This is a genomic window from Bradyrhizobium sp. FW305-F6, from assembly GCF_058782905.1.
The window spans coordinates 207,828-233,213 of record NZ_JBYSYD010000002.1 but is presented as its reverse complement, the minus strand read 5'-3'; the positions used below and the strand labels follow the sequence as shown (position 1 = coordinate 233,213).

Genomic DNA, 25,386 nt, shown 5'->3' with positions numbered 1-25,386 from the left:
GCCCTCGGCTGGCTGGTATTTTGGTGTTACGAATCCGGCCATGAACCAGCACGCCAAGATCGAAATCCGCCATTCGACCTGTCCGCATGATTGCCCCTCGGCCTGCGCCCTCGATGTCGAGGTGATCGAAGGCCGCAGCATCGGCCGCGTCCGAGGTTCGAAAAAGCAGACCTATACGGCCGGCGTGGTCTGCGCCAAGGTCGCCCGTTACGCCGAGCGCATCCATCACCCCGAGCGGCTGATGTATCCGATGCGCCGAACGGCGGCGAAGGGCTCCGGACAGTTCGCACGGATCTCCTGGGACGAAGCGCTGGACGAGATCGCGCATCGCTTCAACGAAGCCGAGCGCGAGTTCGGCGCGGAATCGGTCTGGCCGTACTACTACGCCGGCACCATGGGTCTGGTGATGCGCGACGGCCTCAACCGCCTCACCCACGTGAAGAAATATTCGCGCTTCTACCAAACCATCTGCGCCAATGTCGCGCGCATCGGCTTTGCGATCGGCACCGGCAAGATCGCCGGCGTCGATCCGCGCGAGATGGCGCTGTCCGACCTCGTCGTGATCTGGGGCACCAACCCCGTCAACACCCAGGTCAACGTGATGACCCACGCCTCACGCGCGCGCAAGGAGCGCGGCGCGAAGATCGCGGCGGTCGACATCTACGACAACGACACGATGAAACAGGCTGATATCAAGATCATTCTGCGTCCGGGCACCGATGGGGCCTTTGCGTGCGGCGTGATGCACGTGCTGTTCCGCGACGGTTATGCCGATCGCGCTTATATGGACAAATACACCGATTGCCCCGCCGAGCTTGAGGCACATCTCGAGACGCGCACGCCGGAATGGGCGTCCGCTATTTGCGGCGTACCGGTGGCGGAGATCGAGGCCTTTGCCAAGGCGGTCGGCGAGACCAAGCGGACCTTCTTCCGCTTTGGCTACGGCTTTACGCGCAGCCGCAACGGCGCGACGCAGATGCACGCGGCCAATTGCATTCCCGCGGTCACCGGCGCCTGGCAGTATGAAGGCGGTGGCGCCTTCTTCAACAATTTCGCGCTGTGGCACTTCAACGAATCCATCATCGAAGGCCATGATGCGATCGACAAGACCACGCGCGCGCTGGACCAATCGCAGATCGGCCGCATCCTCACCGGCGATGCCGAAGCCCTCCAGGGCAGGGGACCGGTCAAGGCGATGCTGATCCAGAACACCAACCCCGTGACGGTGGCGCCGGAGCAGTCGCTGGTCCGGCAGGGCTTTGCGCGCGAGGACCTGTTCGTCGCGGTGCACGAGCAGTTCATGACCGAGACGGCGCAGATGGCCGACATCGTGCTGCCGGCCACCATGTTCATGGAGCATGACGATCTCTATTACGGCGGCGGCCACCAGCACATCTCGGTGGGGCCGAAGCTGATCGATCCGCCCGGCGAATGCCGCTCCAACCACGAGGTGTTGCAGGCGCTGGCGCCGCGGCTCGGCGCCAGGCATCCGGGCTTCGAGATGACGCCCCGCGAATTGATCGACGCGACCTTGAGGCTGAGCAATCACGGCGACATCGCCGGCCTCGAAGCCGATCTCTGGCGCGACCTGCAGCCGGATTTCCGCACCTCGCATTATCTCGACGGATTTGCCCATGCCGACGGCAAGTTCCATTTCAAGGCCGATTGGGCGCATCCGCCGTTCGGCCAGACCATGGGCGATTTCGACAAGATGCCTGCTCTGCCGGACCATTGGGCGGTGATCGAGCACATCGACCAGGCCCATCCGTTCCGGCTCGCGACGAGCCCCTCGCGCAGCTTCCTCAACACCACGTTCAACGAAACGCCGTCCTCGCAAGCGCGCGAGGGCAGGGCCAGCGTGATGATCCATCCTCTGGACGCGGCCGCTCACGGCATCGCCGATGGCGATACCGTGACGCTCGGCAATAGCCGCGGCGAGACCACGCTGATCGCGACGCTGTTCGACGGCGTGCGGCGCGGCGTGCTGATCGCGGAGTCTGTTCACCCGAACAAGAACCATGTCGGCGGCCGTGGCATCAACATGCTGACGGGCGCGGACACCATCGCGCCAATCGGCGGCGCGGCCTTCCACGACAACAAGGTCTGGATCAGCAAAGCAGCCGCGGTTTGAGGCGCGCTGACGCTTCGATCGCGCTGCAAATTGCGTCGAGGCGCTAAAGCGGGAGCCTCTCTGCAGATAGCCCTTGCACCTCCTGCCCGAGCTGCCGCAAATGGCCGCAAACGGAGCCAAGGAAGCGAGCGTGCCATGAGCGACACCACAGCAATCATCACCGAGAAGCGCGGGCAGGCATTCTGGATCACCATCAACCGGCCGGAGAAGCGCAACGCGCTGAACGGCGACGTCATCGCCGGCATCACCAAGGGCTATCGCGAGGCTCATGACGACAAGGACGTTCGCGTCATCGTGCTGACGGGCGCGGGCGACAAGGCATTTTGCGCGGGCGCGGACTTGCAGAATTCCGGCGCGGCCTTCGCGATGGATCATTCCAGGCCGAATGTCGATTATGCCGACCTGCTGCGCCTGTCGCAGAACGCCACCAAGCCGGCGATTGCGCGCGTCGGCGGGGTCTGCATGGCCGGCGGCATGGGCCTGTTGTGCATGACCGACATGGCGATTGCCGCCGACAACGTCATCTTCGGCCTGCCGGAGGTCAAGGTCGGCGTGTTCCCGATGCAGGTGCTGAGCCTGCTCCAGCGCATCGCGCCGCCGCGCCTCGTCAACGAATGGGCGCTCACGGGCGAGCCGTTCGACGCCAGGGCCGCGCAGGCCGCGGGCCTCCTCAACCACGTCGTGCCCGCCGCCGAGCTCGATGCCAAGGTCGACTGGCTGATCGGCCGCATCGTCGACAAGTCCCCGACCGCGATCCGCCGCGGCAAATACGCCATGCGCGCCATCTCAGCGATGTCGTTCGACGAGAGCATCGCCTACACCGAAAGCCAGATCGCACTGCTCGCCATGACCGAGGACGCCAAGGAAGGCCTGAAGGCGTTCAGCGAGAAGCGCAAGCCGGTCTGGACGGGAAGGTAGAAGAGGGCACCGCTCTCGTGTCCCGGACGCGCCGCCGCGCGTGCCGCATCCTCCGCCGTCATTCCGGGGCTCGCGCCAAGTTGGCGCGCCCCGGAACGACGATCTTATCCCGCGTTCGCCTTCAGCCCCGCGGCCTGAATGCCGGCCACCGCACAGGCCTCGTCATTGTCGGAGGTATCGCCTGAGACGCCGACCGCGCCGAGCAGAGTCGTGCCGTCCATGATCAGCACGCCGCCGGGCACCGGCACCAGCGCGCCCTTGGCGATCGTGTTCACGGCATCGATGAAATAGGCCTGCTCCTGCGCGCGCTGGAACAGGGCGCGCGAGCCCATGCCCATGGCGAGCGCGCCATAGGCCTTGCCGTGCGCGATCTCGGCGCGCATCAGGCTGGTGCCGTCCTGCGCGGCTGCGAGCTTGAGCACGCCGCGCGCGTCCAGGATGGTGACCACCAGCGGCTTCAGCTTGAGCTCGCCGGCCTTCGCGAAGGCGGCATCGAGGATCTTGCGGGCGGTGTCGAGCGTGAGTTCAGCCATGATTGGTTTCCTTTGCAGCTGGAGAAGTGGAGTTGGTCTCGGCGCGATCGAGGCTCATCGCCAGCACGCGCGCGACGTGGAGCGCCTCGCGTTGCGTGCCGTCATTGATCTGATGCCGGCACGAGGTGCCGTCGGCAACGACCAGCGTATCTGGGTCCACGCGCCGCACGGCAGGCAGCAGCGACAGCTCGGCCATCTCGATCGAGGCATCATAGGTGTCGGCGCCATAGCCGAACGCGCCGGCCATGCCGCAGCAGCTCGACTCGATGGTCTCGACCTTGAGGCCCGGGACGAGCCGCAGCACCTGCTCGACCGGCTTGAAGGCGCCGAAGGATTTCTGATGGCAATGGCCGTGCACCACGGCCTTGTCCGCGACCATGCCGAGCGGCAGTTGCAGCCTTCCGGCCTCGGCCTCGCGCACCAGGAGTTCCTCAAAGGTGAGGGCATGGGCACTGACCGCCTTGGCGTCGTTGTCCTTGCGCAGCGAAGCGAGCTCGTCGCGCAGCGTCAGCAGGCAGCTCGGCTCGAGGCCGACGATCGGCACGCCGCGCGCGGCGAATGGGGCGAAGGCGGCCACGAGACGGTCGAGCTCGGACCTGGCCTCGTCGACGAGACCTGCCGATAGGAAAGTGCGGCCGCAGCAGAGCGGACGGCCGCCGCCCGCAGGTTTGGGCAGATGCACGCGATAGCCGCCGGCCACCAGAACGCGTAGCGCCGCGTCGAGATTCTCGCGCTCGTAGATCCGGTTGAAAGTATCGACGAACAGCACGACCTCGCGGCCGCCCTCGGAGCCGACCACCTCTGCCGGCGGCACGAACACGTCGCTGCGGAACGCGGGCAGCGCCCGGCGCGCGCTGATGCCGGCAAAGCGCTCCAGCAGCTTCCGCAGTAGCGGGCTGCGGTTGCGTAAGTTGGCGAGCGGCGCCAGGCGCGAGGCGAGCCCGGCATAGCGCGGGAGATAGCCCACAAGCCGATCACGCAGCGTCAGGCCGTGGCTCGCCGCACGCGCCGCCAGCACTTCGATCTTCATCTTGGCCATGTCGACGCCGGTGGGGCATTCGTGCCGGCAGGCCTTGCAGGAGACGCAGAGTTTCAGCGTCTCCATCATCTCGTCGGAGGCGAGCGCGTCGGCGCCGAGCTGGCCGGAGATCGCGAGGCGCAGCGTGTTGGCACGGCCCCGCGTGACGTCCTTCTCGTCGCGCGTGGTGCGATAGGACGGGCACATCACGCCGCCCTCGAGCTTGCGGCAGGCGCCGTTGTTGTTGCACATCTCGACCGCGCCCTGGAAACCGCCGCCCGCGCCCGGATAGGCCGACCAGTCGAGTTTCATTTTCAATTCAGTGACGCGATAGCCCGGCTTGAAGCGGAACAGCGAGCGGTCGTCCATCCTGGGCGCATCGACGATCTTGCCGGGATTGAGGACACCGGTGGGATCGAAGCGCTGCTTCACGTGCTTGAAGTCGGCGACCAGACGCTCGCCGAACATGGTCTCATGGAATTCCGACCGCACCAGCCCGTCGCCGTGCTCGCCGGAATGCGAACCCTTGTATTCGCGCACCAGCGCAAAGGCCTCTTCGGCGATGGCGCGCATCGCCTTGACGTCCTTCTCCAGCTTCAGATTTAGCACGGGCCGCACGTGCAGGCAGCCTTCGGAGGCGTGCGCGTACATCGTCCCGCTGGTGCCGTGCCTGGCGAACACTTCATTCAGGCGCGCCGTGTAGTCGGCGAGATGGGGCAGCGGCACCGCGCAGTCCTCGACGAAGGAGACCGGCTTGCCCTCCTGCTTCATCGACATCATGACGTTGAGCCCGGCGGCGCGGAAGTCCGCAATGCCGCTCTGCAGCGCCGGCTCGGTGATCTCCACCACGCCGCCCCATTTGCGCTGATCGTTGGTCCAGCCGAAGCCGAGATCGCCCATCAGCTCGCCGAGCTGCTTCAGGCGCACTAGGTTGTCCGGCTGGTCCTCCTCGGCAAACTCGACCACCAGCACGGCATCCGGATCGCCCTTGATCGCTGCATTGATGATCGGCTTGAACATCGCGATATCGCGGCCGAGCGCGATCATGGTGCGGTCGACCAGCTCGACCGCGATCGGCTTCAGCTTGACCAGGTGCTGGGCCGCATCCATCGCCTCGTAGAAGCTGCCGAAATGGCAGACGCCGAGCGCCTTGTTGCGGATCACCGGCCACAGCTTCAGCTCGACCTTGGTGGTGAAGGCGAGCGTGCCTTCGGAGCCGACCAGGAGATGCGCCATGTTGTTCGGCGCGTTGCGCGGCACCAGCGCATCGAGATTGTAGCCGCCGACGCGGCGTTGCACTTTTGGGAAACGCGCCGCGATCTCCTCGGCCTCGCGCGCCCCGAGATCGAGCATGTCGCGGAACAAGGCGCAGGCGCTGTCTCCGGCTTTGAGATCGGAAAGATCGCGCGAGACCTCGCCAAAGCGGCTCAGCGTACCGTCGGCGAGGCTCGCCTCCATCGTCAGCGTGTTGTCGCGCATGGTGCCGTAGCGCAGGCTGCGGCCGCCGCAGGAATTGTTGCCGGCCATGCCGCCGATGGTGGCGCGCGAGGCCGTCGAGACGTCGACCGGAAACCACAGGCCGTGCTTTTTCAGCTGACGGTTGAGGTCGTCGAGCACGATGCCGGGCTCGACCACGCAGGTGCGGCCCGCGAGATCGAGCGACAAGACCTTGTTCAGATGCTTGGAGAGATCGACCACCAGGCCGTCATTGACGGTCTGGCCGCACTGCGAGGTGCCGCCGCCGCGCGGCGTGACCTTGACCCCTTCGTCGCGGGCGATCGCCAGCGCCCGCAGGGCTTCGTCCATGGTCCGGGGCACCACCACGCCCGCCGGCATGATCTGGTAGAACGAGGCGTCGGTGGCGTAGCGGCCGCGGCTGAAGCGGTCGAACAGGACGTCGCCGGTCATTTCCCGGGCCAGACGCGCCGCCAAGCGGTCCGAGGGGACCGATTCCGATGATGTTCCAGCCACTTCCGCCGCCATGGTGCGCTTTCGCCTGTTCGCCGGCACCGTCTTGCATCCCGTCACGGCCCTTGGCAAGCGAGCCCTGCTTCTTGTGCATTGACGGACCTCGCCGCGCGAGGGACAAGCCCGGCGAATAGTGATATGCGAGCGGCTTGCGGGAGCCCTCAATGCGGGCCCACGGACGCTCGAGCCAAGACAGCTTCAAAGACCGGGAAGGACGCCGATGACCGTGCACACTGGAAGGCATTTCCTACAGATTCCTGGACCGACCAACGTGCCCGACCGGGTGCTGCGGGCGATGGACATGCCGACGCTGGACCATCGCGGTCCGGAGTTCGCCGAGCTTGGTTTTGCCGTCCTTGCCGCAATGCAGCGCGTGTTCCGCACCAAGCAGCCCGTGATCATCTTCCCCTCGTCCGGCACCGGCGCCTGGGAAGCGGCGATGGTCAACGTGTTCGCACCCGGCGACAAGGTCCTGATGTGCGAGACTGGCCAGTTCGCCGTGCTGTGGCGCGGCATCGCGGCCAAGTTCAAGCTCGACGTCGACTTCATCCCGGGCGATTGGCGCCACGGCGCCGACCTCGCCGAGATCGAGACGCGCCTCGCCGCCGACAAACAGCACGCCATCAAGGCGGTCTGTGTCGTCCACAACGAGACCTCGACCGGCTGCGTGACGCCGCCGCTCGAGGTGCGCAGATTGCTCGATCGGGTCAAGCATCCGGCGCTGCTGATGGTCGACACCATCTCCGGCCTCGGCTCGATGGAATATGAGCACGACGCCTGGGGCATCGACGTCTCGGTCGCCGGCTCGCAGAAGGGCCTGATGCTGCCGCCGGGCCTCGGCTTCAACGCGGTCTCCGAGAAGGCGCTTGCCGTGGCCAAGGCCAACCCCGGCATGCGTTCCTACTGGGATTGGCAGGAGGTGATCAACTTCAACAAGCTCGGCACCTTCCCCTATACGCCCGCGACCAACCTGCTCTACGGCCTGCGCGAAGCCGTGAAGATGCTGGAAGAGGAGGGGCTGGAGAATGTCTGGTCTCGCCACAAGCGCCACAGCGCTGCGACGCGTGCCGCGGCCAAGGTCTGGGGCCTGGAGACGCAATGTGCCGATCCTGCCGCGCATTCGCCGGCGCTGACCGGCGTGCGCGTGCCCGAAGGACACGACGCCGACGCCTTCCGCAAGGTCGTGCTGGAGAACTTCGACATGTCGCTCGGCACCGGGCTGAACAAGGTCAAGGGCAAGGTATTCCGCATCGGCCATATCGGCCATTTCAACGATCTGATGCTGATGGGCACGCTCGCCGGCGTCGAGATGGGCCTCGATCTTGCAAAGATCCCGCACCGGAGCGGCGGCGTGCTCGCGGCCATGGACGTCCTGAAGGGACGTGACGCGGTGCCGATGGCCAAAGCCCAGGTTGCCTAGAGATTCAGGTGGCCTAGAAATCCAGACGACCTGAGCCAACTCAGAGAAGAAGAGAGCGCGCGATGAACGCACCGACGACGACCAACGAAGACCTGCTCTACTCCGTCACGGACGGCATCGCGCGGATCACCTTTAACCGCCCGCAGGCGCGCAACGCCATGACCTTCGCCATGTACGACCGCATGGCGGAGATCTGCCAGGAGATCAACGCCGATCGCTCGATCAAGGCGCTGATCCTGACCGGCGCGGGCGACAAGGCGTTCGCCTCCGGCACCGACATCTCCCAGTTCCGCGCCTTCAAGACCGCGCAGGATGCGCTCGACTACGAGGCCCGGATCGATCGTGTGCTCGGCACGCTCGAGCAGTGCCGCGTGCCGGTGATCGCGGCCATCGCGGGCGCTTGCACCGGCGGCGGTGCCGGAATCGCGGCCTGCTGCGATCTTCGCATCGGCACCGAGACGACGCGGATGGGTTTTCCGATCGCGCGCACGCTCGGCAACTGCCTGTCGATGTCGAACATCAGCCGCGTCGTCGCGTTGATTGGACCTGCCCGCACCAAGGATATGATCTTCAAGGCGCGCCTGGTCGAGGCGCCGGAGGCGCTGGCGCTCGGCCTGCTCAACGAAATCGTGCCCGATGTCGAGACGCTGCAGCGCCGCGCTGATGAAACCGCAAGGCTCGTCGCCAGCCACGCGCCGCTCACGCTGGAAGCGACCAAGGAAGCGGTGCGCCGCATCCGCCGCACGCTCTCGCGCGAGGAGGGCGAGGATCTGATCCTGAAGGCCTATATGAGCGAAGATTTCCGCGAGGGCATGGACGCCTTCCTCAACAAGCGCGCGCCTGTCTGGAAGGGCAAGTAAGCATATGAGCCGTCGGCGTCGTCCGCCGAAAGTCATAGGCGCCGATTTGCCGGGCAGCTTGCACTCGTCGGCTTTAGTCCGCACTATGCAGGGATAGAGTTCTTCCGCACTACAACTCAAAAAACATCAGGGGACGAAACTCGTGCGAATTTCAGTCAAGGCCGTCGGTGCTGCGACGGCGCTGTTGTTGAGCACGCCGGCTTTTGCCGGCTGGGAGCCCACCAAGCCGGTCGAGATCGTGGTGGCGGCGGGCGCGGGCGGTGCCTCCGACCAGATGGCGCGGATGATGCAGGCCGCGATCCAGAAGAACAATCTGATGAAGCAGCCGATGGTCGTCTCGCTCAAGGGCGGCGCCTCGGGTGCGGAAGCGCTGATGTACATGAAGTCCAGCGAGGGCGATCCGAACAAGGTGCTGATCGCCTATTCGCTGATTTACATGCTGCCGCTGTCGGCCAAGATTCCGTTCAACTGGCGTGATCTGACCCCGGTCTCGGTCGTTGCGCTCGACCAGTTCGTGCTGTGGGACAACAGCGCAGGACCGAAGACGGTGAAGGAGTTCGTCGCGGCCGCAAAGGCGGCAAGCTCGCCCTTCAAGATGGGCGGCACCGGCTCCAAGCGCGAGGATCACGTCCTGACCGTGTTCCTGGAGCAGAAGACCGGTGCGAAATTCTCCTATCTGCCCTACAAGTCCGGCGGCGAGGCCGCGACCCAGCTGGTCGGCAACCACACCGAAGCCAACGTCAACAACCCCTCGGAAAATCTGGAAGTCTGGCGCGCCGGCCAGGTGCGTCCGCTTTGCGTGTTCGACAAGGAACGCATCTCCTACACGACCAAGGTGACGGAGACGCAGTCCTGGGCTGACATCCCGACCTGCAAGGAGGAAGGCGTCGACGTGCAGTATCTGATGCTGCGCGCGATGTTCCTGCCGGGCAAGGTCACGGCCGAGCAGCAGGCGTTCTACGTCGATCTCTTCCACAAGGTGACGCAGACCTCCGAGTACAAGGAGTACATGGAGAAGCAGGCGCTGAAGCCGATCTTCCTCACCGGCAAGGACATGGTGAAGTTCCTCGAGGAAGACGATGCGCTGAACAAGTCGCTGATGTCGGAAGCCGGCTTCGTCGCGAAGTAACCGGTCTTCTTCACCTCGCCCCGCTTGCGGGGAGAGGTCGGATCGCATCGAAGATGCGATCCGGGTGAGGGGGGACTCTCCGCGAGTCCGACTTTCACCGTTCCTGCGGAGACTTCCCTCACCCTAATCCTCTCAGCGCGAGCGTAGCTCGTCGCGGCCCCGCAAGCGGGAGAGAGGGAATTGGCCACAGCAGCCCATGTCCCAATCCGATATCGAAATCATCGTCGAGGATCCGACTGCGCCCGAGGAGGACTCCCCCTCCGTCGTCTCCTCCGGCACGGTCGAGATCGCCGTCTGCCTGCTCCTGCTCGCGCTCGCCGTCACGCTCGGCTACGACAATTGGCGCACCGGCGCGTCCTGGGATTCGACCGGGCCCGAGCCCGGTTATTTCCCGTTCTATCTCTCCATCATCCTCGGCGGCGGAAGCCTCTACGGCCTGATCGCGACGCTCGTCTCGCACCGCACCGCGCGCCAGAACTTCGTCACGCGCGCGCAGGGCCGCCGCGTGCTGGCGGTGTTCGTGCCGACGCTGCTGTTCTGCCTGGCGACCCAGTTCCTCGGTCTCTATGTTGCGAGCTTCCTTCTGATCTCCGGCTTCATGCGGCTGGTCGGCAAGATCGCGTTGTGGAAGTCGCTGCTGACCGCCGTCGTGTTCACTGCGGTCATGTTCGTTACTTTCGACGTCGCCTTCGACGTCATCATGCCGAAAGGGCCGCTCGAAGCGGCCCTCGGTCGCTAGGCGGGCACGCGATGGAAGCTCTCGGTCTCCTGCTCCACGGCTTTGCCGTCCTGCTGACGTGGAAGACGCTCGTCCTGATGATGGTCGGGCTGGTGCTCGGCATCTTCGTCGGCGTGCTGCCCGGGCTCGGCGGTCCCAACGGCGTTGCGATCCTGTTGCCGCTCACCTTCACGATGGACCCAACCTCGGCGATCGTGATGCTGTCCTGCATCTATTGGGGCGCGCTGTTCGGCGGCGCCATCACCTCGATCCTGTTCAACATTCCGGGCGAAGCCTGGTCGGTCGCGACCACCTTCGACGGCTATCCGATGGCTCAGCAGGGCAGGGCGGCGGAGGCGCTGACTGCGGCGTTCACGTCCTCATTCATCGGCTCGCTGGTGGCGGTGCTGCTGATCACGTTCCTTGCGCCGATGATCTCGTCCTTTGCCCTGAAATTCGGGCCGCCCGAGTTCTTCGCGGTGTATCTGCTCACCTTCTGCTCCTTCGTCGGCCTGGGGCGCGAGGCCAAGCACAAGACCGTCATCTCGATGTCGCTGGGCCTGCTGCTCGCCGGCATCGGCATGGATACCGTATCGGGCAACCTGCGCATGACCTTCGGCTCGCCGGAGCTGCTCCGCGGCATCAACTTCCTGGTCGCCGTCATCGGCCTGTTCGGCATCAGCGAAATCCTGCTGACGATGGAGGAGCGCCTGGCGCTGCGCGGACATGCTGCGGGCATCTCGCTGCGCGTCGTGCTCGGCGTCTGGAAGGACCTGCCGAAATACTGGGTGACCTTGCTGCGTTCCTCCTTCATCGGCTGCTGGCTCGGCATCACCCCGGGCGGCGCGATCGCGGCCTCCTTCATGGGCTACAACCTCGCCAAGCGCTTCGCCAAGGACCCTGGCAGTTTCGGCAAGGGCCGCATCGAAGGCGTGTTCGCGCCGGAGACGGCGGCGCATGCCTCCGGTACCTCGGCGCTGCTGCCGATGCTGGCGCTCGGCATTCCCGGCTCCGGCACCGCCGCGATCCTGCTCGGCGGCCTCATGGTGTGGGGCCTCAATCCGGGGCCGCTGCTGTTCGTCGAGCACAAGGATTTCGTCTGGGGCTTGATCGCCTCGATGTATCTCGGCAACGTGGTCGGCCTCGTGCTGGTGTTGACGACGGTGCCGATCTTCGCCTCGATCCTGCGCGTGCCGTTCGCCGCGGTGGCGCCGATGATCGTGGTGTCCTGCGCGATCGGCGCCTACGCGATTCAGAACGCGATGTTCGACATCTGGCTGATGCTCGGCTTCGGCGTGGTCGGTTACGTCTTCAAGAAGATCGGCATTCCATTGGCGCCGTTTACGCTCGCGCTCGTGCTCGGCAACCGCGCCGAGGATGCCTTCCGCCTGTCGATGATCGGCTCCGGCGGGACGCTGAAGGTGTTCTGGTCGAACCCCCTGGTCGGCTCGATCACAACCCTGGCGATTATTCTGCTGTTCTGGCCCGTGATCGACCATTTGTTCGCCCGTGTCGGATTGACGCATAAGACCAGGGCGACATCCGGCTGAGGCGTGCACGAAATTCTTTTCTACATCAATCGCTTAAGGCAGAAGGTGGCGTTCCTGTTCGATCACTACCCCGAACGCGAATGTTGCTGAATGTTGCCGCTGCGGCACAGCCATTGGGCAGGTGGGCGCGTATATTTCGATCACAAGATCGTGCAAGGGGGATTCTCCATGAAGCGGATAGTGATTGGAATGGCGGCGGCGATGTCGCTGTTTGCGACGGGTGCGCTGGCCGCCGATCTCGCGGCAAAACCCTATGTCAAGGCGCCGATCGTCGAGCCGGTCTGGAGCTGGACCGGCTTCTATATCGGCGCCAACGGCGGATACAGCTGGGGTCGCTCGCGTACCGACGTTTCCTATTTCAGCTCGGTCACGGGTGCACCGATCGCGCCTCCGGCCGGATCCCTCACCAGCGGCAGGTTCGACATGAACGGTGCTGTTGCCGGCGGCCAAGCGGGCTACAACTGGCAGAGCGCCAATTGGGTATACGGCATCGAGGGTGACCTGAACTGGTCCGACGAAAAGGGCCGCGCGACCTTCAGCTGCGTGGGCGTCGCGCCTGCCGCCGGGCCATGCCTTCCCGGCCTGACGTTCCTCCCCCCTGGCGGTCTCGCCGGCACCACCCTGACGGTCGATCAGCATCTTCAATGGTTCGGCACGCTTCGCGGCCGGGTCGGCATCCTGGCGACCCCCAAGGTGCTGTTCTACGGCACCGGCGGTTTGGCCTTCGGCGAGATCAAGACCACGGGCACCATGACCGGCTTCACCCCCGCGGGTGTGGCGATCGCCTCGGTCGGTTCAAACTCGACGACGCGCGCCGGCTGGATCGTTGGCGCGGGTGTCGAAGGCAAGATCACGCAGAACTGGAGCGCCAAGCTCGAATATCTCTACATGGACCTCGGGCGCTTCTCGTCCGGTCCGTTCACGCTCGCACCGGCCGCTGCAATCAGCGCCAACGTGTCGTCGCGCTTCACCGATCACATCCTGCGCGCCGGCATCAACTATCAGTTCGGTGGCCCGGTGGTGGCCAGATACTAAGATCAACAAGGCGTCAACAAGCAGCAAAGCCCGGCTCACGCCGGGCTTTGTCGTTGCAGACGGGGCGCAGTGACCTTCACACCACCTTGGCGTCCCTGAGCCCAGCAATCTCGTCGGCGGCGAAGCCGAACTCCTTCAGCACCTCGTCGGTCTGCTCGCCGAATTCCGGCGGCCGCGCCGCCATCCTGCTGGGCGTGCGCGACAGCGTCACGGGCTGGCCGATCAATTGGATATGCCGGCCATCGTCAGTCGGCACGTCCTGCGCAATGCCGAGATGCTTGACCTGCGCGTCCTCGAACACCTGGTCGATCGCATAGATCGGGCCGCACGGCACGCCGGCCTCGTTGAACTCGCGGACCCAGGTCTCGGTCGACTTCGACACCGTGCGCTTCTCGATCTCCGCGTTCAGCGCATCGCGGTTCCTGGAGCGGGCAGGGGCGGTCGCATAGTCGGGGTGGGCATAGAGTTCCGGTGCGCCGATCGCTTGGGCGCAGCGCTCCCAGATCCGCCCGCCCGTGGTGGCAATGTTGATGTAGCCGTCCGAGGTCTTGAACACGCCGGTTGGGATGCTGGTCGGGTGGTTGTTGCCGGCTTGCTTTGCGACCTCTTTCTCCATCAGCCAGCGCGCGGCCTGGAAATCCAGCATGAATATCTGGGCCTGGAGCAGGGACGTCTGCACCCACTGTCCCTTGCCCGAGACCTCGCGCTCGAGCAGCGCGGTGAGGATGCCCATGGCGCAGAACAGGCCGGCGCTGAGGTCGGCGACGGGAATGCCGACCCGCATCGGGCCTTCGCCCGGCGCGCCGGTGATCGACATCAGGCCGCCCATGCCTTGCGCGATCTGATCGAAGCCGGGCCGCTTGTGGTAGGGGCCGTCCTGGCCGAAGCCGGAGATGCTGCCATAGACGATGCGGGGGTTGATCGCGGCGAGGCTGTCATAGTCGATGCCGAGCTTCTTCTTCACGTCGGGCCGGAAATTTTCGACCACGACGTCGGCCTTGGCGGCGAGGCGCTTGAACACCGCAAGCCCGCGTTCGTCCTTCAGGTTCAGCGTCATCGCCCGCTTGTTGCGGTGCAAATTCTGGAAGTCGGACCCGTGCCGCGGGCCGCCCGGCTGCTCGCCGCCGGCATCTTCGGTCAGCGCGTCGATCTTGACCACGTTGGCGCCCCAGTCCGCGAGCTGCCGCACGCAGGTCGGCCCGGAGCGGACGCGGGTCAGGTCGAGCACGGTGAAGCGTGACAGGGCTTCCGAGGCATGCGGAAAGGGCATCGTGAAAGGCTCCGGGACAGATTGCTGGACAACCATAGTGCCCAAAGACCATGCGGCAAGCCGGGCCGACGCCGACGCCGTCTGCCGAAACGCCGTGCCTGCACGGCGCCCGAGATCAGCGCGACAGGCGCTTCAATTCCGCGCGGGCCTGCTCGGCCAACGGGTCGTCGCCGTGGCGCGCAATGAAGAGCTCGAAGGCCTCCCGCGTCCCCTTCCGGCGAGCGGCTTCGTATTCCTCCCTCACCGCAGCGGCAGGATCGCGCGCCATTGGCATGGAGGGCGCGCGTTCCGCCTTGCGGCTCTCGCTCCCTTCGACATCCGCATTGGCTTTCTGTGCCATGGCTGGCAGTCCTCCGAAGGGTTGATGGTCCGGCCCGCCGAACGCGATCAGGACGCCAAGCAGGCCGGCCGGGAAAGGACTTCGTTTCATGCCCCTGCAATATTACGGATGCCAGGTGAACAGCGGCCGTCGTTCGTGCCCCGTATGACTACGGGATTTGATGGCTAACCAAGCCTTAGGAAAGAGGCAGGCGGCGCCGCCCAAATACACCAAACGTTTAACTCTCAAGCTTGAATCATATGCCGTCCCGGCGAATCACGCCCGATGCGTCGCTCTGGAGGGTCAATTGGCCACCGCTGTCTATGTCAGTGCCACCAACAACGCCGAGATCGACGGTCTGCTATCCGGCTACAAATGGTCAGGCACGATCACCTACAGCTTCCCCGACGCGCCCGGCGACTTTTCGAACCCTTACTCCGGCGGCAGCGGCGAGCCGACCACTTCGGGCTTTGCCTCGGTACCCACGCAGATCCAGGCGGCGATCAACTATGCCGTCGGATTGATCCTCGGCTACACCAACGCCAACATCCAAAATGCGGGCACGAACGGCGCCGACCTCATGATTGCGCAGTCGCCGGCCGCAAACCCGACCGCTTATGCCTACTACCCCGGCAATTATGCGCCCGGCGGCGACATCTGGTTCGGGACTCAATACAATTTCTCGCTGGCCAAGCTCGGCAACTATTACTTCACCACTGCCCTGCACGAACTCGGCCACGCCCTTGGCCTGAAGCACAGCCAGGAGGCCGGCGGCCCCGGCAACGTGGCGGTGCCGAGCGCGCACGACAGCAGCGAATACACCGTCATGAGCTATCGCAGCTATGTCGGTGCTTCGACCACGGGCGGCTACACCAACGAAGCCTACGGATATTCGCAGACCTACATGGCGAACGATATCCTTGCGCTCCAGACGATGTACGGCGCGGACTACACGACGCAGAGCGGCAACACCGTCTACACGTGGAATGCGACCACCGGCCAGCAATTCATCAACGGCGTCGGGCAGCTCGCGCCGGGCGGCGGCGTCGGCGGCTCGGCCAATCGCATCTACGAAACCGTCTGGGATGGAGGCGGCGTCGATACCTATGATCTCTCGAATTACACGACGAACCTGAGCATCAACCTCAATCCCGGCGCGGCATCGGTGTTCTCCTCCGTGCAATTGGCCTATCTCGGTAACGGCCATTACGCATCGGGCAACGTCTACAACGCCTATCTCTACAATGGCGACGCGCGCTCCTACATCGACAACGCCATCGGCGGGTCCGGCAACGACACGATCCTCGGCAACGCCATCGCCAACGCGCTGAACGGTGGCGGCGGCAACGACACCATCACGGGCGGTGCGGGCAACGACGCCATCAATGGCGGCGCCGGCACCGACACCGCGGTGTATTCGGGCAGCAGGGCCAACTATCTGATTTCGTACGACGCGGGGACGCAGATATTCACGATCGTCGATCAACGCTCCGGCTTGCCCGACGGCACCGACACGGCGGTTGGTGTAGAGTATCTCCAATTCGCCGATGGCACCTTCGCAAGCTCCAGCTTGGTGACAACCACGATCGAGTCGCTCGGATCGACGCGGGTCGTTTTATCCGGCGGCAACTACCATCTCGAGAGCATCGCAGCGGGGACCGGGCCGACCCTGAAATATGCAGGCGCTGCGGTGCTCGCAGTCAATTGGGGTAGCTGGTCGGTGATTGGCGCCGAGCAGGTGTCTGGCGGCGGCTATGACGTGGTCTGGAAGGAAGGGTCAAGCGGCGAATACTCCGTGTGGAGCACGGACGGCAACGGTAACTTCCTGACCACGCTGGGTTCGGCTCCTCAAATGCTGGGAACCGACGCGTCCCTGAAGACGCTGGAGCCGACGCTGCAGCAGGATCTGAACGGTGACGGTATGATCGGCGTCCCTGTCGTCGTCACCACCACGATCGAGGCACTGGGGGCGACGCGCGTCGTTTCGTCCGGCGGCAACTACCATCTCGAAAGCATCGCGACGGGGACCGGGCCGACCTTGAAATATGCGGGCTCTGCGGTGATCGCAGCGAACTGGGGCACCTGGTCGGTGATCGGTGCCGAGCAGGTCTCGGGCGGCAGCTATGACGTGGTCTGGAAGGAAAGTGCGAGCGGGCAATATTCGGTGTGGAGCACGGACAGCAACGGCAACTTCCTGACCACGCTGGGTTCGGCTCCCCAAATGCTGGGAACCGATCCGTCCCTGAAGACGCTGGAGCCGACGCTGCAGCAGGATCTGAACGGTGACGGCATGATCGGCGTCGCCGCTGCCGTCACCACCACGATCGAGGCGCTGGGATCGACGCGCGTCGTTTCAGACGGCGGCTACTACCATCTCGAGAGCATCGCGACGGGGACCGGGCCGACGTTGAAGTATGCAGGCTCTGCGGTGATCGCAGCGAACTGGGGCACCTGGTCCGTGATCGGTGCCGAGCAGGTCTCGGGTGGAAACTATGATGTGGTCTGGAAAGAAAGTGCGAGCGGGCAATATTCCGTCTGGAGCACGGACAGCAACGGCAACTTCCTGACCACGCTGGGCTCGGCACCTCAAATGCTGGGATCCGATCCATCCCTGATGACGCTGGAGCCGACGCTGCAGCAAGATCTCAACGGTGACGGTACGATCGGCGTCGCTGCTGCCGTCAGCACTACGATCGAGGCGGTCGGATCGACGCGGGTCGCTTTATCGAGCGGCAACTATCATCTCGAGAGCATCGCGACGGGGACCGGGCCGACCTTGAAGTATGCAGGTTCCGCCGTGATCACGGCAAACTGGGGCACCTGGTCGGTGATCGGCGCCGAGAAAGTGTCCGGCGGTGGCTACGACGTAGTCTGGAAGAACTCGGCGAACGCTCATTATTCGGTCTGGAGCACGGATGCGAACGGCAACTTCCTGACGACCCTTGCCGCAGCCCCGGAGGTGCTCGGGTCCGATCCGTCTCTGAAAGCTCTGGAGCCGGTCCTGCAGCAGGATCTCAACGGCGACGGCGCGGTGGGCGCTGCGCCGCTTGCAACGACATCCGGCGACGGCTTCGCATTCGATTTCACCCAGACCGGATCGTTGACTGCGCCGTCCGAGCCGCCGGACTTTATTCCGGCGCCTGCCGATCCGGCGACCGCTCTGGAGGAGTGGATTGGAGCGACGGACAGTCACGACACGGCTGCAATCGACAATCTCACCGGCTTTCTCCAGACCGGTCACGATTTCAATGTCCTGCTGATCTGAAGGCCATGTCGCACCCCTGCCGGGGGAGTAATTGCCCGCGGACACCTTCTGCAGCGCCGGCATCGAGCAGTCGCTCGCAGAGGTGCAATCCGATGAAGCCCGCGCCCTCGGTCACGAGGAAAGGCCTATTCCTGTCATTTTCGAACGGCATTGAGCGGAGTCCCGACCGTTCGCAGGAGTGCGGCGGGAGTGGCATCGTCGACCGCCAAAATCATCAACCCACAAATCGCTTAGTTGGAGGTATCAAATCACCTCTACTGTGCATGGGGTTGTTTTCGCACTTTCGTCAGGCTGGGAGCGCCGGGCGCCCGCTGATCAGGCTAAAACTCCCGCCGCTTCAGCCAGGCCCGCGCCCCCCAATGCCCGAAGCACCAGGCCGATCGGACCAGGGAGAGGTGCTCGACATTGCGGTAGATCTGCCAGACCCATTTGGCCGAGCGCATCGGACGGCTCGACACCGAGGACCCCCTCACGCGGTAACGAGCAAGATCCTCGTTGAGGCCGTAGGCCGTACGGCCGGGCCTTAGGATCGACAGCCACAGGCAGAAATCGTCGTAGCCCTCGTTCTTCATCGCGACGGGACCTGCGATCTCGCGGTCGACCATCGCAGTCAGCGTCGCGATCGCGGTGTTCTTCAGGAGCTGACCATAGGTGAGCGAGGCCGGCACCTCGATCAGCCGCCCCGTGACCGCGTTGGTCTCGTTGATGCGACGGAAGGCGGTGTAGCTGAGCGCGGCCTGCTTCGCCTTCGCGAAGGCGAGCTGCCGCTCCAGCTTCCCGGGCAGCCACAGATCGTCGCTGTCGAGGAAGGCGAGATAGCGCCCCTGCGCGGCGTCGATCGCCGCTTGGCGCGCCAGCGCCGGGCCACCGTTCCTGGCCTGCCGGATCAGCTTGACGCGGGGATCGCGCTCGCCGATGGAGGCGATGATCGCAGGCGTGCTGTCGGTCGAGCAGTCGTCGGCGATCAGCAGCTCCCAATCCGCGAATGTCTGGCTCTGCACCGAGCGGATCGTTTCCTCGATCAGACCTTCGACGTTCCAGGATGGGGTGATGATCGACACGAGCGGCATGACGGGTGCGTTCAGTTCGCGCGGGCGGGCTCGGCGATTGCGGCACGCAAGGTGGCCGTAAACGTGTCGAGCAGTTTTGCGTCGCTGACATAGAGTTCGCCCGGATACGACCGCCGCCAGGCAGACTCGAAATAGGGTGCCCCCTTGGCCGGATCGAACGGTCCCGCGGCGAGCGCTTCGCGCAACCGTGCGGGCACATCGGCCAGACGATCGACGGCATAGACCAGTGGACAGGAGCGGTAGAACGCATCGCCCATCACCACGACCGGCTTGCCGAGCAATAGCGCTTCGGCCCCCGACTTGCTGTTGACGGAGACCACGGCGTCGGCGCGATCGAGCACGGTGTAATTGTTGGTCTGCGGCGGCAACAGCACGAAATTGTCGAACCGGCGCCCCAGTTCGAACAGGCGGGCGGCGGAGATCGCGCCGATCTGCGCTGGATGCTCCTTCACGACCAGCACATGCGAATCCGGGATCGTCCGCAGCAGGAAGTCGACAGTCGCAACCTGGTCGAGATAGTCCGGCGAGCGCAGCGTCAGCGCCATGTCCGCCGGGACGTGGAACGGATAGTAGACGAAGGGCGTTTCGGGCAGCGGCCGGTAGAGCCTGCGCAGCCGCGTCGCGTTGAGCGCCATTGCCGCATGCACCTGCGCATGGCGCAAATTATGCCCGAACTCCTGGTGCTTGCCGAGCGCGAATTGGTCCCAGAGCTTCTCGACGAGACGATTGGCGTTGCGCAAATTGGCGACCTTCTTGAACGCCGCCGAATAGTGATGCTGATCCTTCTTGGGAATGACGATCGCGCGCTGCCTCAGCGTGTCCTCGAGATAGGCGCGCACCTCAGGCGACACGGCATCGGCGGGCTCTGCCATCATGTCGGGCGCGGCAAAGCTGTCCGGGGTGAAATACATCCGGCCGCGGAAGAACGACGGCTCGATGAACCAGTTGCGGATGCTCCGGCGTCTTGCGGCGTAGAAGCTCGCGATCACGGACAGAAAGCCGCCGAGTTCCTGGACCAGTTCGGCACTCCGCCCCTGAGCCTCCAACCGGTCGAGCAGCGCCTCCATGGCGTTGGCATAAACCATGAAGCGCCGGCGCAGCGCGGCGGTATCCCTGATGCCGAAAGTAAAGCGCTCATGGCTGAACAGGAAATTGGTCCCGTCGAGCCCGTAACAAGCGACGCGCGCATCGAAGGCCTTGCGATCGTCGGGCGAAGGGCCGGCCTCGAGGCCCGCGCGATACATGTTGGTGACCGGCACGCCTTCGGCGGCCGACATCTCTGCGCTGCGATCGTCGAAGGCGAGCAGCTCGACCTCGTGGCCTGCCGCGCGCAACCGCTGCGCGACCGGAATCCAGAATCGGGTCTGGTATTCGGCGAGCGTCGTGATGAGAATGGTCTTTGCAGCTGTCGTCATGGCTCTATGAGGCCCGTTCGATCGCAATGCTCGCGAGCGGCAAGCCCGTCGTCGCACAATATGCCCGCCTTGCCGTGAACTGCGACGTAGATGCCTGATCGTGAGCGGCGATGCGCCCCAGCAGCGGCTGGACGATGGACAACGCGATCCGCTTGTCGCGCCGGGCGGGATTGATCTGGCTGCGCAGCCGCTCGGTGACCGCCGAGCCCAACGCGGCGCTGGCGGTGCCCTTGATGATCTGGCCGAAGCTTGGTTTCTCGCGGGTTCCCCTGACGGTCGCGAGCAGCGAGACGAAAGGTCGGCGCGAAACCGTTGCGTGGGTCAGGACCTCGGCGACGCGTTCGGCGGCCTGTCCGTCGTTGAGATGGAAGAAGGCCTCGATATCGGCGGCGTGAACGCCGGCAAAATCGAAGTTCGCGGTCTCCCGCTCGATCTGGTCCATCGCGCCGAGCAGCTCGTCGAATGAGCCGACCTTCCGGCTCACGCGGGCAGGAAGCCCGGCATGGCCGGCCGTTGTCGGCGTGTTCAGGTACTCGAGCTGGAGCGGGAGCTTGCCCAGCAGAACCGATTCAACAGCCGTTCCGCAATTGAGATGAATGACGGCTGCCGCGTTGCGGATGCGATCGAGCACGCTGCCGGTGCCGTCGATCACGACATTGGCATGGCGCGAGAGTGCGTTGCGATAGACGTCCTCGCTCTCGAAGGGATGCGGACGAACGAGGATGCTGCGGTCGGGCCGCGCTGCGGCGAGCCGGTCGATCTCGGCGAGATATTTGGCGAAGACCTGCTTCAGGTCCGTGATGAAGCGATCCACATAGGCGCCATCCCAGCCGGAATGCACCATGGCTTCGCGCTCCCCGCCGGGCTTGCCGGTGAAGCGGGAATTGACCAGCGGAAAGTTGGCGTTGACGAGCAGATAGCCGCGCGGCTCGCCGTCGAGCAGCGTGCGCCAGCGCGGGGCCGCAAAATCGAAGCGCGGGCAGCCGGTTAGGTGAAGCTGCTCCCGCTTCATGGTGCCGGCCGCGAGAAAGGCGTCGTGCAGGCGGCTGCCCCAGAAGAAATAGCCCGCAAGAATGTCGGCGTAGCCGCTGTCCTTGATGTTGGCCGCCATGGCCGGCGGCGAATTGCCGCCCTTTTCGGCGAGCACGCCGCCTTCGGTATCGAGCACGTAGAGCGCGAGGCCGGCCTTGGCAAAGCTGCGCATCAGGTCGAGATTGACCGGGCGCGCGTAGTTGACGACCAGCGCATCAAGTCCGAGCCGTGGGACGTCTACGGCCTGCTCGTACATCGGCACCAGCGCGACGGAGACGCCGCGTCGCGCCAGCTGATAACCGAGCATGACTGCCCCCGGCAGGTCACGCTTGGGGTGATCGACCACCAGACCTATGCGCACGATGTGAGTTCCCCGCAGCGGCTCACAGGCGCATGGCGGCGCGCTCGACATCCGTCAGAGGGCCGCTCGCTCGGAAACGGGGGGGTGGCTCGGGATAGATGCGCGGCTGCTGAATATAGGTCGCCGTGTAGAGAAGGCGTCTGTGGTCGGACTGGATCCGGCTTCCCATGTGCAGACAGCGGGCCGTGTTGACGATGAACGCCGACAGGCGCGGCGCCACCATCTCCTTGACCGCATCAGGTCCGGTCTTGGCGAACACCTGCGCATCGCTCATGTGGCTCTTCAGCGTATTGCGGAACGGCCTGGAGGGGCCTGCCGGAATGAATGTGAACGGACCGTCGGCGGTATCGCGGACGTCGGTGAGATAGATGAAGAGCTTGCAGACGCGCTTGTCATCGTGATCGAGATGCCAGAGCTGGGAATAGCTCAGATTCTGGTTCGGGGTCGGCTGTGACAGCGTCAGCAGCACGTCGGAGAGCTGGGGCAGGTCATGCATGAAATCGCCGATGATGCGCAGTGCCGCCGGCTGCAGTGCATAGCGCACGAAAGGATGGTCGGTCGCGAATGCACCGTTGACGAGATCCTCGTCAAGGAGACTCACCCAGAAGGACTTGTGGCCGAGCTGCTGCTTACCCGAGAGCTCGTTGAGCCGGCTCACCTTGCTGTCCGCGACTGCCGCTACGGCTTCCGCCAGGCCGCGGTCCATCAGCGCGGATACGTCGACATAGCCGTCTTGGTCGAGCTTCCGGCTGGCCTCGCTCCATTCTGCTTTCGAAGGAAGCTGATCGAGCAGCCGGGCGCGCTTCGCCCGGGCACCCGGTTGAAGTGTAGTCAGGGCCGCCTTGGTGACCCAGCCGAGATCGGTCCGGTTGATGTGCCACAACAGGCGACGAAACTGGTTGATCTTCTGCTTCTTCGGGGCTGGCCGATCGGGCGTCGCATCGATGGTTGTCATGTGGGCTCCCAGCAATACAAAAAGCCATCATTGTGGATTGTCGGCGCGAACGGCATCCGCTCACGTGCCAGGATGCGGACGCGGCCCTGTCGCTCGTAGTCGTTCAGAGTCGAGAAGAGCTGCGTCTGGTAGTCGACCGAGCGAATGTAGAGGAAGCTGACGATGTCTCGCGGATTGGAGAGATCCAGCAACTCCGTCGTCGGCTCGATGTTGATGACCCGCTTCGGCCGTGCGGCGATGATGTTGTCCACCACCTTTCGCACGTCGTAGGGAATCTGCTCGATGCAGAAATAGGTGAAGACGACCTTGTCCCTGATGGCGGCGTAGCTTGGGTCGTTGCCGTCAGTCAGATCGATCCTGTCGAACGAGATCCGGTCCGATAAGCCGTAATGCGCGGCGATCTCGCGGCCCGCGGCGACTCCGTTCGGTGCAATGTCGAATCCGCGCAGCGTCCAGTCGGGATGATTGAGGTGCAGCGCCAGCAGATTGTAGCCGTAGCCTGCGCCCAGCTCGACGATCTCAGTGGCGCCACCGGCGTGCCGCGCCAGCAGTTCGCCGAGCGCCTTAGCCCGATAGCGATAGTAGTCGTCGGCCGCGATTCTGCAAATCCGATTGTCGACCTTGCGCAGACCCAGCTCGGGATTCTTCGGGATCAGGAAGTCACCGACGCTTGCGGCCGTCGTCCAGGTCTTGGCCGACAGCATCCGCTGCCAATGCGAAAGATTGTACTCGGAATTGACCACGTCTGCCGTGCGCTTGACGCGACGCAAAGCGAGCCGTCCGATGCTCCTCGCCGCATCGAGCGCGTAGGTCGCGGCGCGGTCCGGCAAGGACGCCGGAGCGAAATCTGCGTTAATGGCGTTGCGGAGTGTCGCGTGAGTGCTCATTCAAGTGCTTTTGGACGTGAGTCCCATCAATTGCCCGACCGCCGGAAATACCGCCCGATGCCGCTTCTCGAGCACCAGGAGGTATTGAAGCGCCCAAGTCATCAGACAGAAGACCATGGAACCGAGCGCGAGCTTTAGCACGCTGTCAAACCGAATGTAACCTGCAATTACTGCTAGAAAAATGCTGGCCACGACAAGGATTGCAAGTTGAGTTCCGATCGCCTTCGCGAAGCGAGACCGGTCGAGCTCGAGTGCGTTGCGCAATTCCCTGAGTTGCCAGGGCAGGATGGCGATCGCGCCAACGACCTGGCCGAGAATCAGGGCGCGTTCCGCGAACAGATGCAATGTTGCGGCAGCGACTGCCGCCCAGATCAGGAGCTGCACGGCCATCAGCCTGTTGAGCCGGGCCTGCACCTCAGGCCGCGTCAGGAAGATCAAGCTGCCGATCGTCACGTATTGCGCGCAGATCGGAACCAGGAAGCTCAGACCCATCCAGAATGCGTAGGGTGCAAGCAGAGGACCGATCCAGAGGTTCATGATCTCGGGCGAGAGAATTGCGCTTGCGGCAAGCGGCGGTACCACGAACATCGGCATCATGATCAGGCCGAGATCGCCGAGGCGCTGAAATGATGTCGCGTTGCCGCGCTCATCGAGGCGGCTGGCAACGGGAAGCAGGGCCGAGGTCAGCAGGCTGACCACGATCTTCGATATCCGCGGCAACCGGACCAGCGCGTCATAGGTTCCGACAGCCTTCGGACCGAACAGCAATCCGATCAGGAACGGCTGAAGCGGGCCGGATACTCCGCCCATCAACTTGCCCTGCAGGAGCAGCACGCAACGATGCAGGATATCCTGCCGGATCTCGCGGGTCCATGGCAGCAATCGCACCTGCTTGTGCCGCAGGGCGACGAATGCCGCAATTCCTATGACGACGGCGCGGGCCACCAGCGCGGCGAGATAGATGTAGGCGACCACTTCAAAGCCTGTCTCCGCCCTCGCGGCCGCAAATGTCAGAGCGACATAGGCCGCCGTCGACGTGACCTCCGCGACGCGCAGGAGGTTGTAGCGTTCGAAGCCCTTGACAATGCCTTCCCACACCAGCGCCGGAACGAAGATCAGGTTCGCGAGGGCCGTGTAGTGCATGATCCGAGTGAACGTCTCCAGATGTGCGGCATCAACCTTCATCAAGATGACGAGAAGCGGGGTCGCGAGCCAGATGGCGGCGCTCAGGATCAGGGTGAGCGCAATGGAGATCGCTCCCAAGAATGCGATCTGGCGGCTGGCCTGCGTCCAATTGCGGTGCTCGCGCGCGCGCGCGACGACCTGGGTCGCGACCTCGGACAGCCCAAGGTCCAGCACGGCCATCATGCCGCTCGGCAGCAGCAGCCGCGAAATGACGATCAGGCCGAATTCGGCCACTCCCCAGGTTTGAATGATAAGTGGAATGACCGCCAAGCCCAGCAAGGCGGCGACGCCGAAGGAAAGCGCCGAAATCACCGTGTTCTGGACAAGGCGCTTGATCATTTGTTCTT

Annotated in this window: 19 protein-coding genes; 9 read left to right on the top strand and 10 right to left on the bottom strand. The window is 64.5% G+C overall.

Going from position 1 to position 25,386, the window contains the following annotated elements; genetic code table 11:
• Positions 1–40 precede the first annotated feature (40 nt).
• Both AC3WLX_RS12305 and AC3WLX_RS12300 read left to right on the top strand, forming a co-directional pair.
• On the top strand, positions 41–2,131 hold the full coding sequence (locus AC3WLX_RS12305; RefSeq protein ID WP_492336127.1) for a molybdopterin oxidoreductase family protein: 2,091 nt from the start codon (positions 41–43) through the stop codon (positions 2,129–2,131).
• A gap of 135 nt (positions 2,132–2,266) precedes the next feature.
• Positions 2,267–3,049 (top strand): enoyl-CoA hydratase/isomerase family protein, encoded by a 783-nt coding sequence (locus AC3WLX_RS12300; protein ID WP_492336126.1) that lies wholly within the window; start codon positions 2,267–2,269, stop codon positions 3,047–3,049.
• Between the two features lie 104 nt (positions 3,050–3,153).
• Here the strand turns inward: AC3WLX_RS12300 and AC3WLX_RS12295 are convergent, their stop codons facing one another.
• Positions 3,154–3,582 (bottom strand): GlcG/HbpS family heme-binding protein, encoded by a 429-nt coding sequence (locus AC3WLX_RS12295; protein ID WP_492336125.1) that lies wholly within the window; start codon positions 3,580–3,582, stop codon positions 3,154–3,156.
• Positions 3,575–6,583, bottom strand: a complete 3,009-nt coding sequence (locus tag AC3WLX_RS12290; protein WP_492336124.1) for an FAD-binding and (Fe-S)-binding domain-containing protein — start codon at positions 6,581–6,583, stop codon at positions 3,575–3,577. The genes AC3WLX_RS12295 and AC3WLX_RS12290 overlap by 8 nt, the downstream gene beginning before the upstream one ends.
• Positions 6,584–6,788: 205 nt before the next feature.
• Here AC3WLX_RS12290 and AC3WLX_RS12285 point away from each other — a divergent pair, with 205 nt between their 5' ends.
• From AC3WLX_RS12285 to AC3WLX_RS12260, 6 genes are all read left to right on the top strand, one after another.
• A complete protein-coding gene (locus AC3WLX_RS12285; protein WP_492336123.1) occupies positions 6,789–7,988 on the top strand; it encodes a pyridoxal-phosphate-dependent aminotransferase family protein in 1,200 nt (399 codons plus the stop codon).
• Positions 7,989–8,050: 62 nt separating this feature from the next.
• Positions 8,051–8,848, top strand: a complete 798-nt coding sequence (locus AC3WLX_RS12280) for an enoyl-CoA hydratase/isomerase family protein (RefSeq protein WP_492336122.1) — start codon at positions 8,051–8,053, stop codon at positions 8,846–8,848.
• Positions 8,849–8,990: 142 nt separating this feature from the next.
• A complete protein-coding gene (locus tag AC3WLX_RS12275) occupies positions 8,991–9,977 on the top strand; it encodes a Bug family tripartite tricarboxylate transporter substrate binding protein (RefSeq protein ID WP_291628253.1) in 987 nt (328 codons plus the stop codon).
• A 196-nt stretch (positions 9,978–10,173) separates the two neighbouring features.
• On the top strand, positions 10,174–10,716 hold the full coding sequence (locus tag AC3WLX_RS12270) for a tripartite tricarboxylate transporter TctB family protein (protein ID WP_492336121.1): 543 nt from the start codon (positions 10,174–10,176) through the stop codon (positions 10,714–10,716).
• 11 nt (positions 10,717–10,727) lie between these two features.
• Complete coding sequence (locus tag AC3WLX_RS12265; RefSeq protein WP_492336120.1) at positions 10,728–12,245, top strand: tripartite tricarboxylate transporter permease; 1,518 nt, start codon at positions 10,728–10,730, stop codon at positions 12,243–12,245.
• Between the two features lie 168 nt (positions 12,246–12,413).
• Entirely contained in the window at positions 12,414–13,280 is an 867-nt protein-coding gene (locus AC3WLX_RS12260) for an outer membrane protein (protein WP_492336119.1), read from the top strand.
• 76 nt (positions 13,281–13,356) lie between these two features.
• On the opposite strand, the gene AC3WLX_RS12255 is transcribed toward AC3WLX_RS12260, so the two are convergent.
• Together AC3WLX_RS12255 and AC3WLX_RS12250 are read right to left on the bottom strand one after the other, a co-directional pair.
• Positions 13,357–14,550 carry a CaiB/BaiF CoA transferase family protein gene (locus tag AC3WLX_RS12255; RefSeq protein ID WP_291629482.1) on the bottom strand — a complete coding sequence of 398 codons (1,194 nt, stop codon included), beginning with the start codon at positions 14,548–14,550 and terminating at the stop codon, positions 13,357–13,359.
• Positions 14,551–14,665: 115 nt separating this feature from the next.
• Positions 14,666–14,890 carry a hypothetical protein gene (locus AC3WLX_RS12250; RefSeq protein ID WP_492336118.1) on the bottom strand — a complete coding sequence of 75 codons (225 nt, stop codon included), beginning with the start codon at positions 14,888–14,890 and terminating at the stop codon, positions 14,666–14,668.
• A gap of 286 nt (positions 14,891–15,176) precedes the next feature.
• Here AC3WLX_RS12250 and AC3WLX_RS12245 point away from each other — a divergent pair, with 286 nt between their 5' ends.
• A complete protein-coding gene (locus AC3WLX_RS12245; RefSeq protein ID WP_492336117.1) occupies positions 15,177–18,134 on the top strand; it encodes a M10 family metallopeptidase C-terminal domain-containing protein in 2,958 nt (985 codons plus the stop codon).
• A 320-nt stretch (positions 18,135–18,454) separates the two neighbouring features.
• Here AC3WLX_RS12245 and AC3WLX_RS12240 read toward each other — a convergent pair whose 3' ends face one another.
• Genes AC3WLX_RS12240 through AC3WLX_RS12215 form a run of 6 tightly spaced genes read right to left on the bottom strand, consistent with a single transcriptional unit; the run spans position 18,455 to position 25,378 of the window.
• Complete coding sequence (locus tag AC3WLX_RS12240; protein WP_492336116.1) at positions 18,455–19,204, bottom strand: glycosyltransferase family 2 protein; 750 nt, start codon at positions 19,202–19,204, stop codon at positions 18,455–18,457.
• 11 nt (positions 19,205–19,215) lie between these two features.
• The gene (locus AC3WLX_RS12235; protein ID WP_492336115.1) at positions 19,216–20,619 is read right to left on the bottom strand and encodes a capsular polysaccharide export protein, LipB/KpsS family; all 1,404 of its coding nucleotides are present in this window, start codon (positions 20,617–20,619) and stop codon (positions 19,216–19,218) included.
• A gap of 4 nt (positions 20,620–20,623) precedes the next feature.
• The gene (locus AC3WLX_RS12230) at positions 20,624–22,012 is read right to left on the bottom strand and encodes a surface carbohydrate biosynthesis protein (protein WP_492336114.1); all 1,389 of its coding nucleotides are present in this window, start codon (positions 22,010–22,012) and stop codon (positions 20,624–20,626) included.
• A gap of 22 nt (positions 22,013–22,034) precedes the next feature.
• The gene (locus AC3WLX_RS12225; RefSeq protein WP_492336113.1) at positions 22,035–22,967 is read right to left on the bottom strand and encodes a hypothetical protein; all 933 of its coding nucleotides are present in this window, start codon (positions 22,965–22,967) and stop codon (positions 22,035–22,037) included.
• Complete coding sequence (locus tag AC3WLX_RS12220; RefSeq protein ID WP_492336112.1) at positions 22,964–23,854, bottom strand: SAM-dependent methyltransferase; 891 nt, start codon at positions 23,852–23,854, stop codon at positions 22,964–22,966. The genes AC3WLX_RS12225 and AC3WLX_RS12220 overlap by 4 nt, the downstream gene beginning before the upstream one ends.
• Positions 23,855–25,378 (bottom strand): MATE family efflux transporter, encoded by a 1,524-nt coding sequence (locus tag AC3WLX_RS12215; RefSeq protein ID WP_291623093.1) that lies wholly within the window; start codon positions 25,376–25,378, stop codon positions 23,855–23,857.
• Positions 25,379–25,386: the final 8 nt, after the last annotated feature.

Bases quoted from the DNA above. Each gene is read 5' to 3' on its own strand.
- AC3WLX_RS12305 (WP_492336127.1), top strand. From the start codon at position 41: ATGAACCAGCACGCCAAGATCGAAATCCGCCATTCGACCTGTCCGCAT.
- AC3WLX_RS12300 (WP_492336126.1), top strand. From the start codon at position 2,267: ATGAGCGACACCACAGCAATCATCACCGAGAAGCGCGGGCAGGCATTC.
- AC3WLX_RS12295 (WP_492336125.1), bottom strand. From the start codon at position 3,582: ATGGCTGAACTCACGCTCGACACCGCCCGCAAGATCCTCGATGCCGCC.
- AC3WLX_RS12290 (WP_492336124.1), bottom strand. From the start codon at position 6,583: ATGGCGGCGGAAGTGGCTGGAACATCATCGGAATCGGTCCCCTCGGAC.
- AC3WLX_RS12285 (WP_492336123.1), top strand. From the start codon at position 6,789: ATGACCGTGCACACTGGAAGGCATTTCCTACAGATTCCTGGACCGACC.
- AC3WLX_RS12280 (WP_492336122.1), top strand. From the start codon at position 8,051: ATGAACGCACCGACGACGACCAACGAAGACCTGCTCTACTCCGTCACG.
- AC3WLX_RS12270 (WP_492336121.1), top strand. From the start codon at position 10,174: ATGTCCCAATCCGATATCGAAATCATCGTCGAGGATCCGACTGCGCCC.
- AC3WLX_RS12265 (WP_492336120.1), top strand. From the start codon at position 10,728: ATGGAAGCTCTCGGTCTCCTGCTCCACGGCTTTGCCGTCCTGCTGACG.
- AC3WLX_RS12260 (WP_492336119.1), top strand. From the start codon at position 12,414: ATGAAGCGGATAGTGATTGGAATGGCGGCGGCGATGTCGCTGTTTGCG.
- AC3WLX_RS12255 (WP_291629482.1), bottom strand. From the start codon at position 14,550: ATGCCCTTTCCGCATGCCTCGGAAGCCCTGTCACGCTTCACCGTGCTC.
- AC3WLX_RS12250 (WP_492336118.1), bottom strand. From the start codon at position 14,890: ATGGCACAGAAAGCCAATGCGGATGTCGAAGGGAGCGAGAGCCGCAAG.
- AC3WLX_RS12240 (WP_492336116.1), bottom strand. From the start codon at position 19,204: ATGCCGCTCGTGTCGATCATCACCCCATCCTGGAACGTCGAAGGTCTG.
- AC3WLX_RS12235 (WP_492336115.1), bottom strand. From the start codon at position 20,619: ATGACGACAGCTGCAAAGACCATTCTCATCACGACGCTCGCCGAATAC.
- AC3WLX_RS12225 (WP_492336113.1), bottom strand. From the start codon at position 22,967: ATGACAACCATCGATGCGACGCCCGATCGGCCAGCCCCGAAGAAGCAG.
- AC3WLX_RS12220 (WP_492336112.1), bottom strand. From the start codon at position 23,854: ATGAGCACTCACGCGACACTCCGCAACGCCATTAACGCAGATTTCGCT.
- AC3WLX_RS12215 (WP_291623093.1), bottom strand. From the start codon at position 25,378: ATGATCAAGCGCCTTGTCCAGAACACGGTGATTTCGGCGCTTTCCTTC.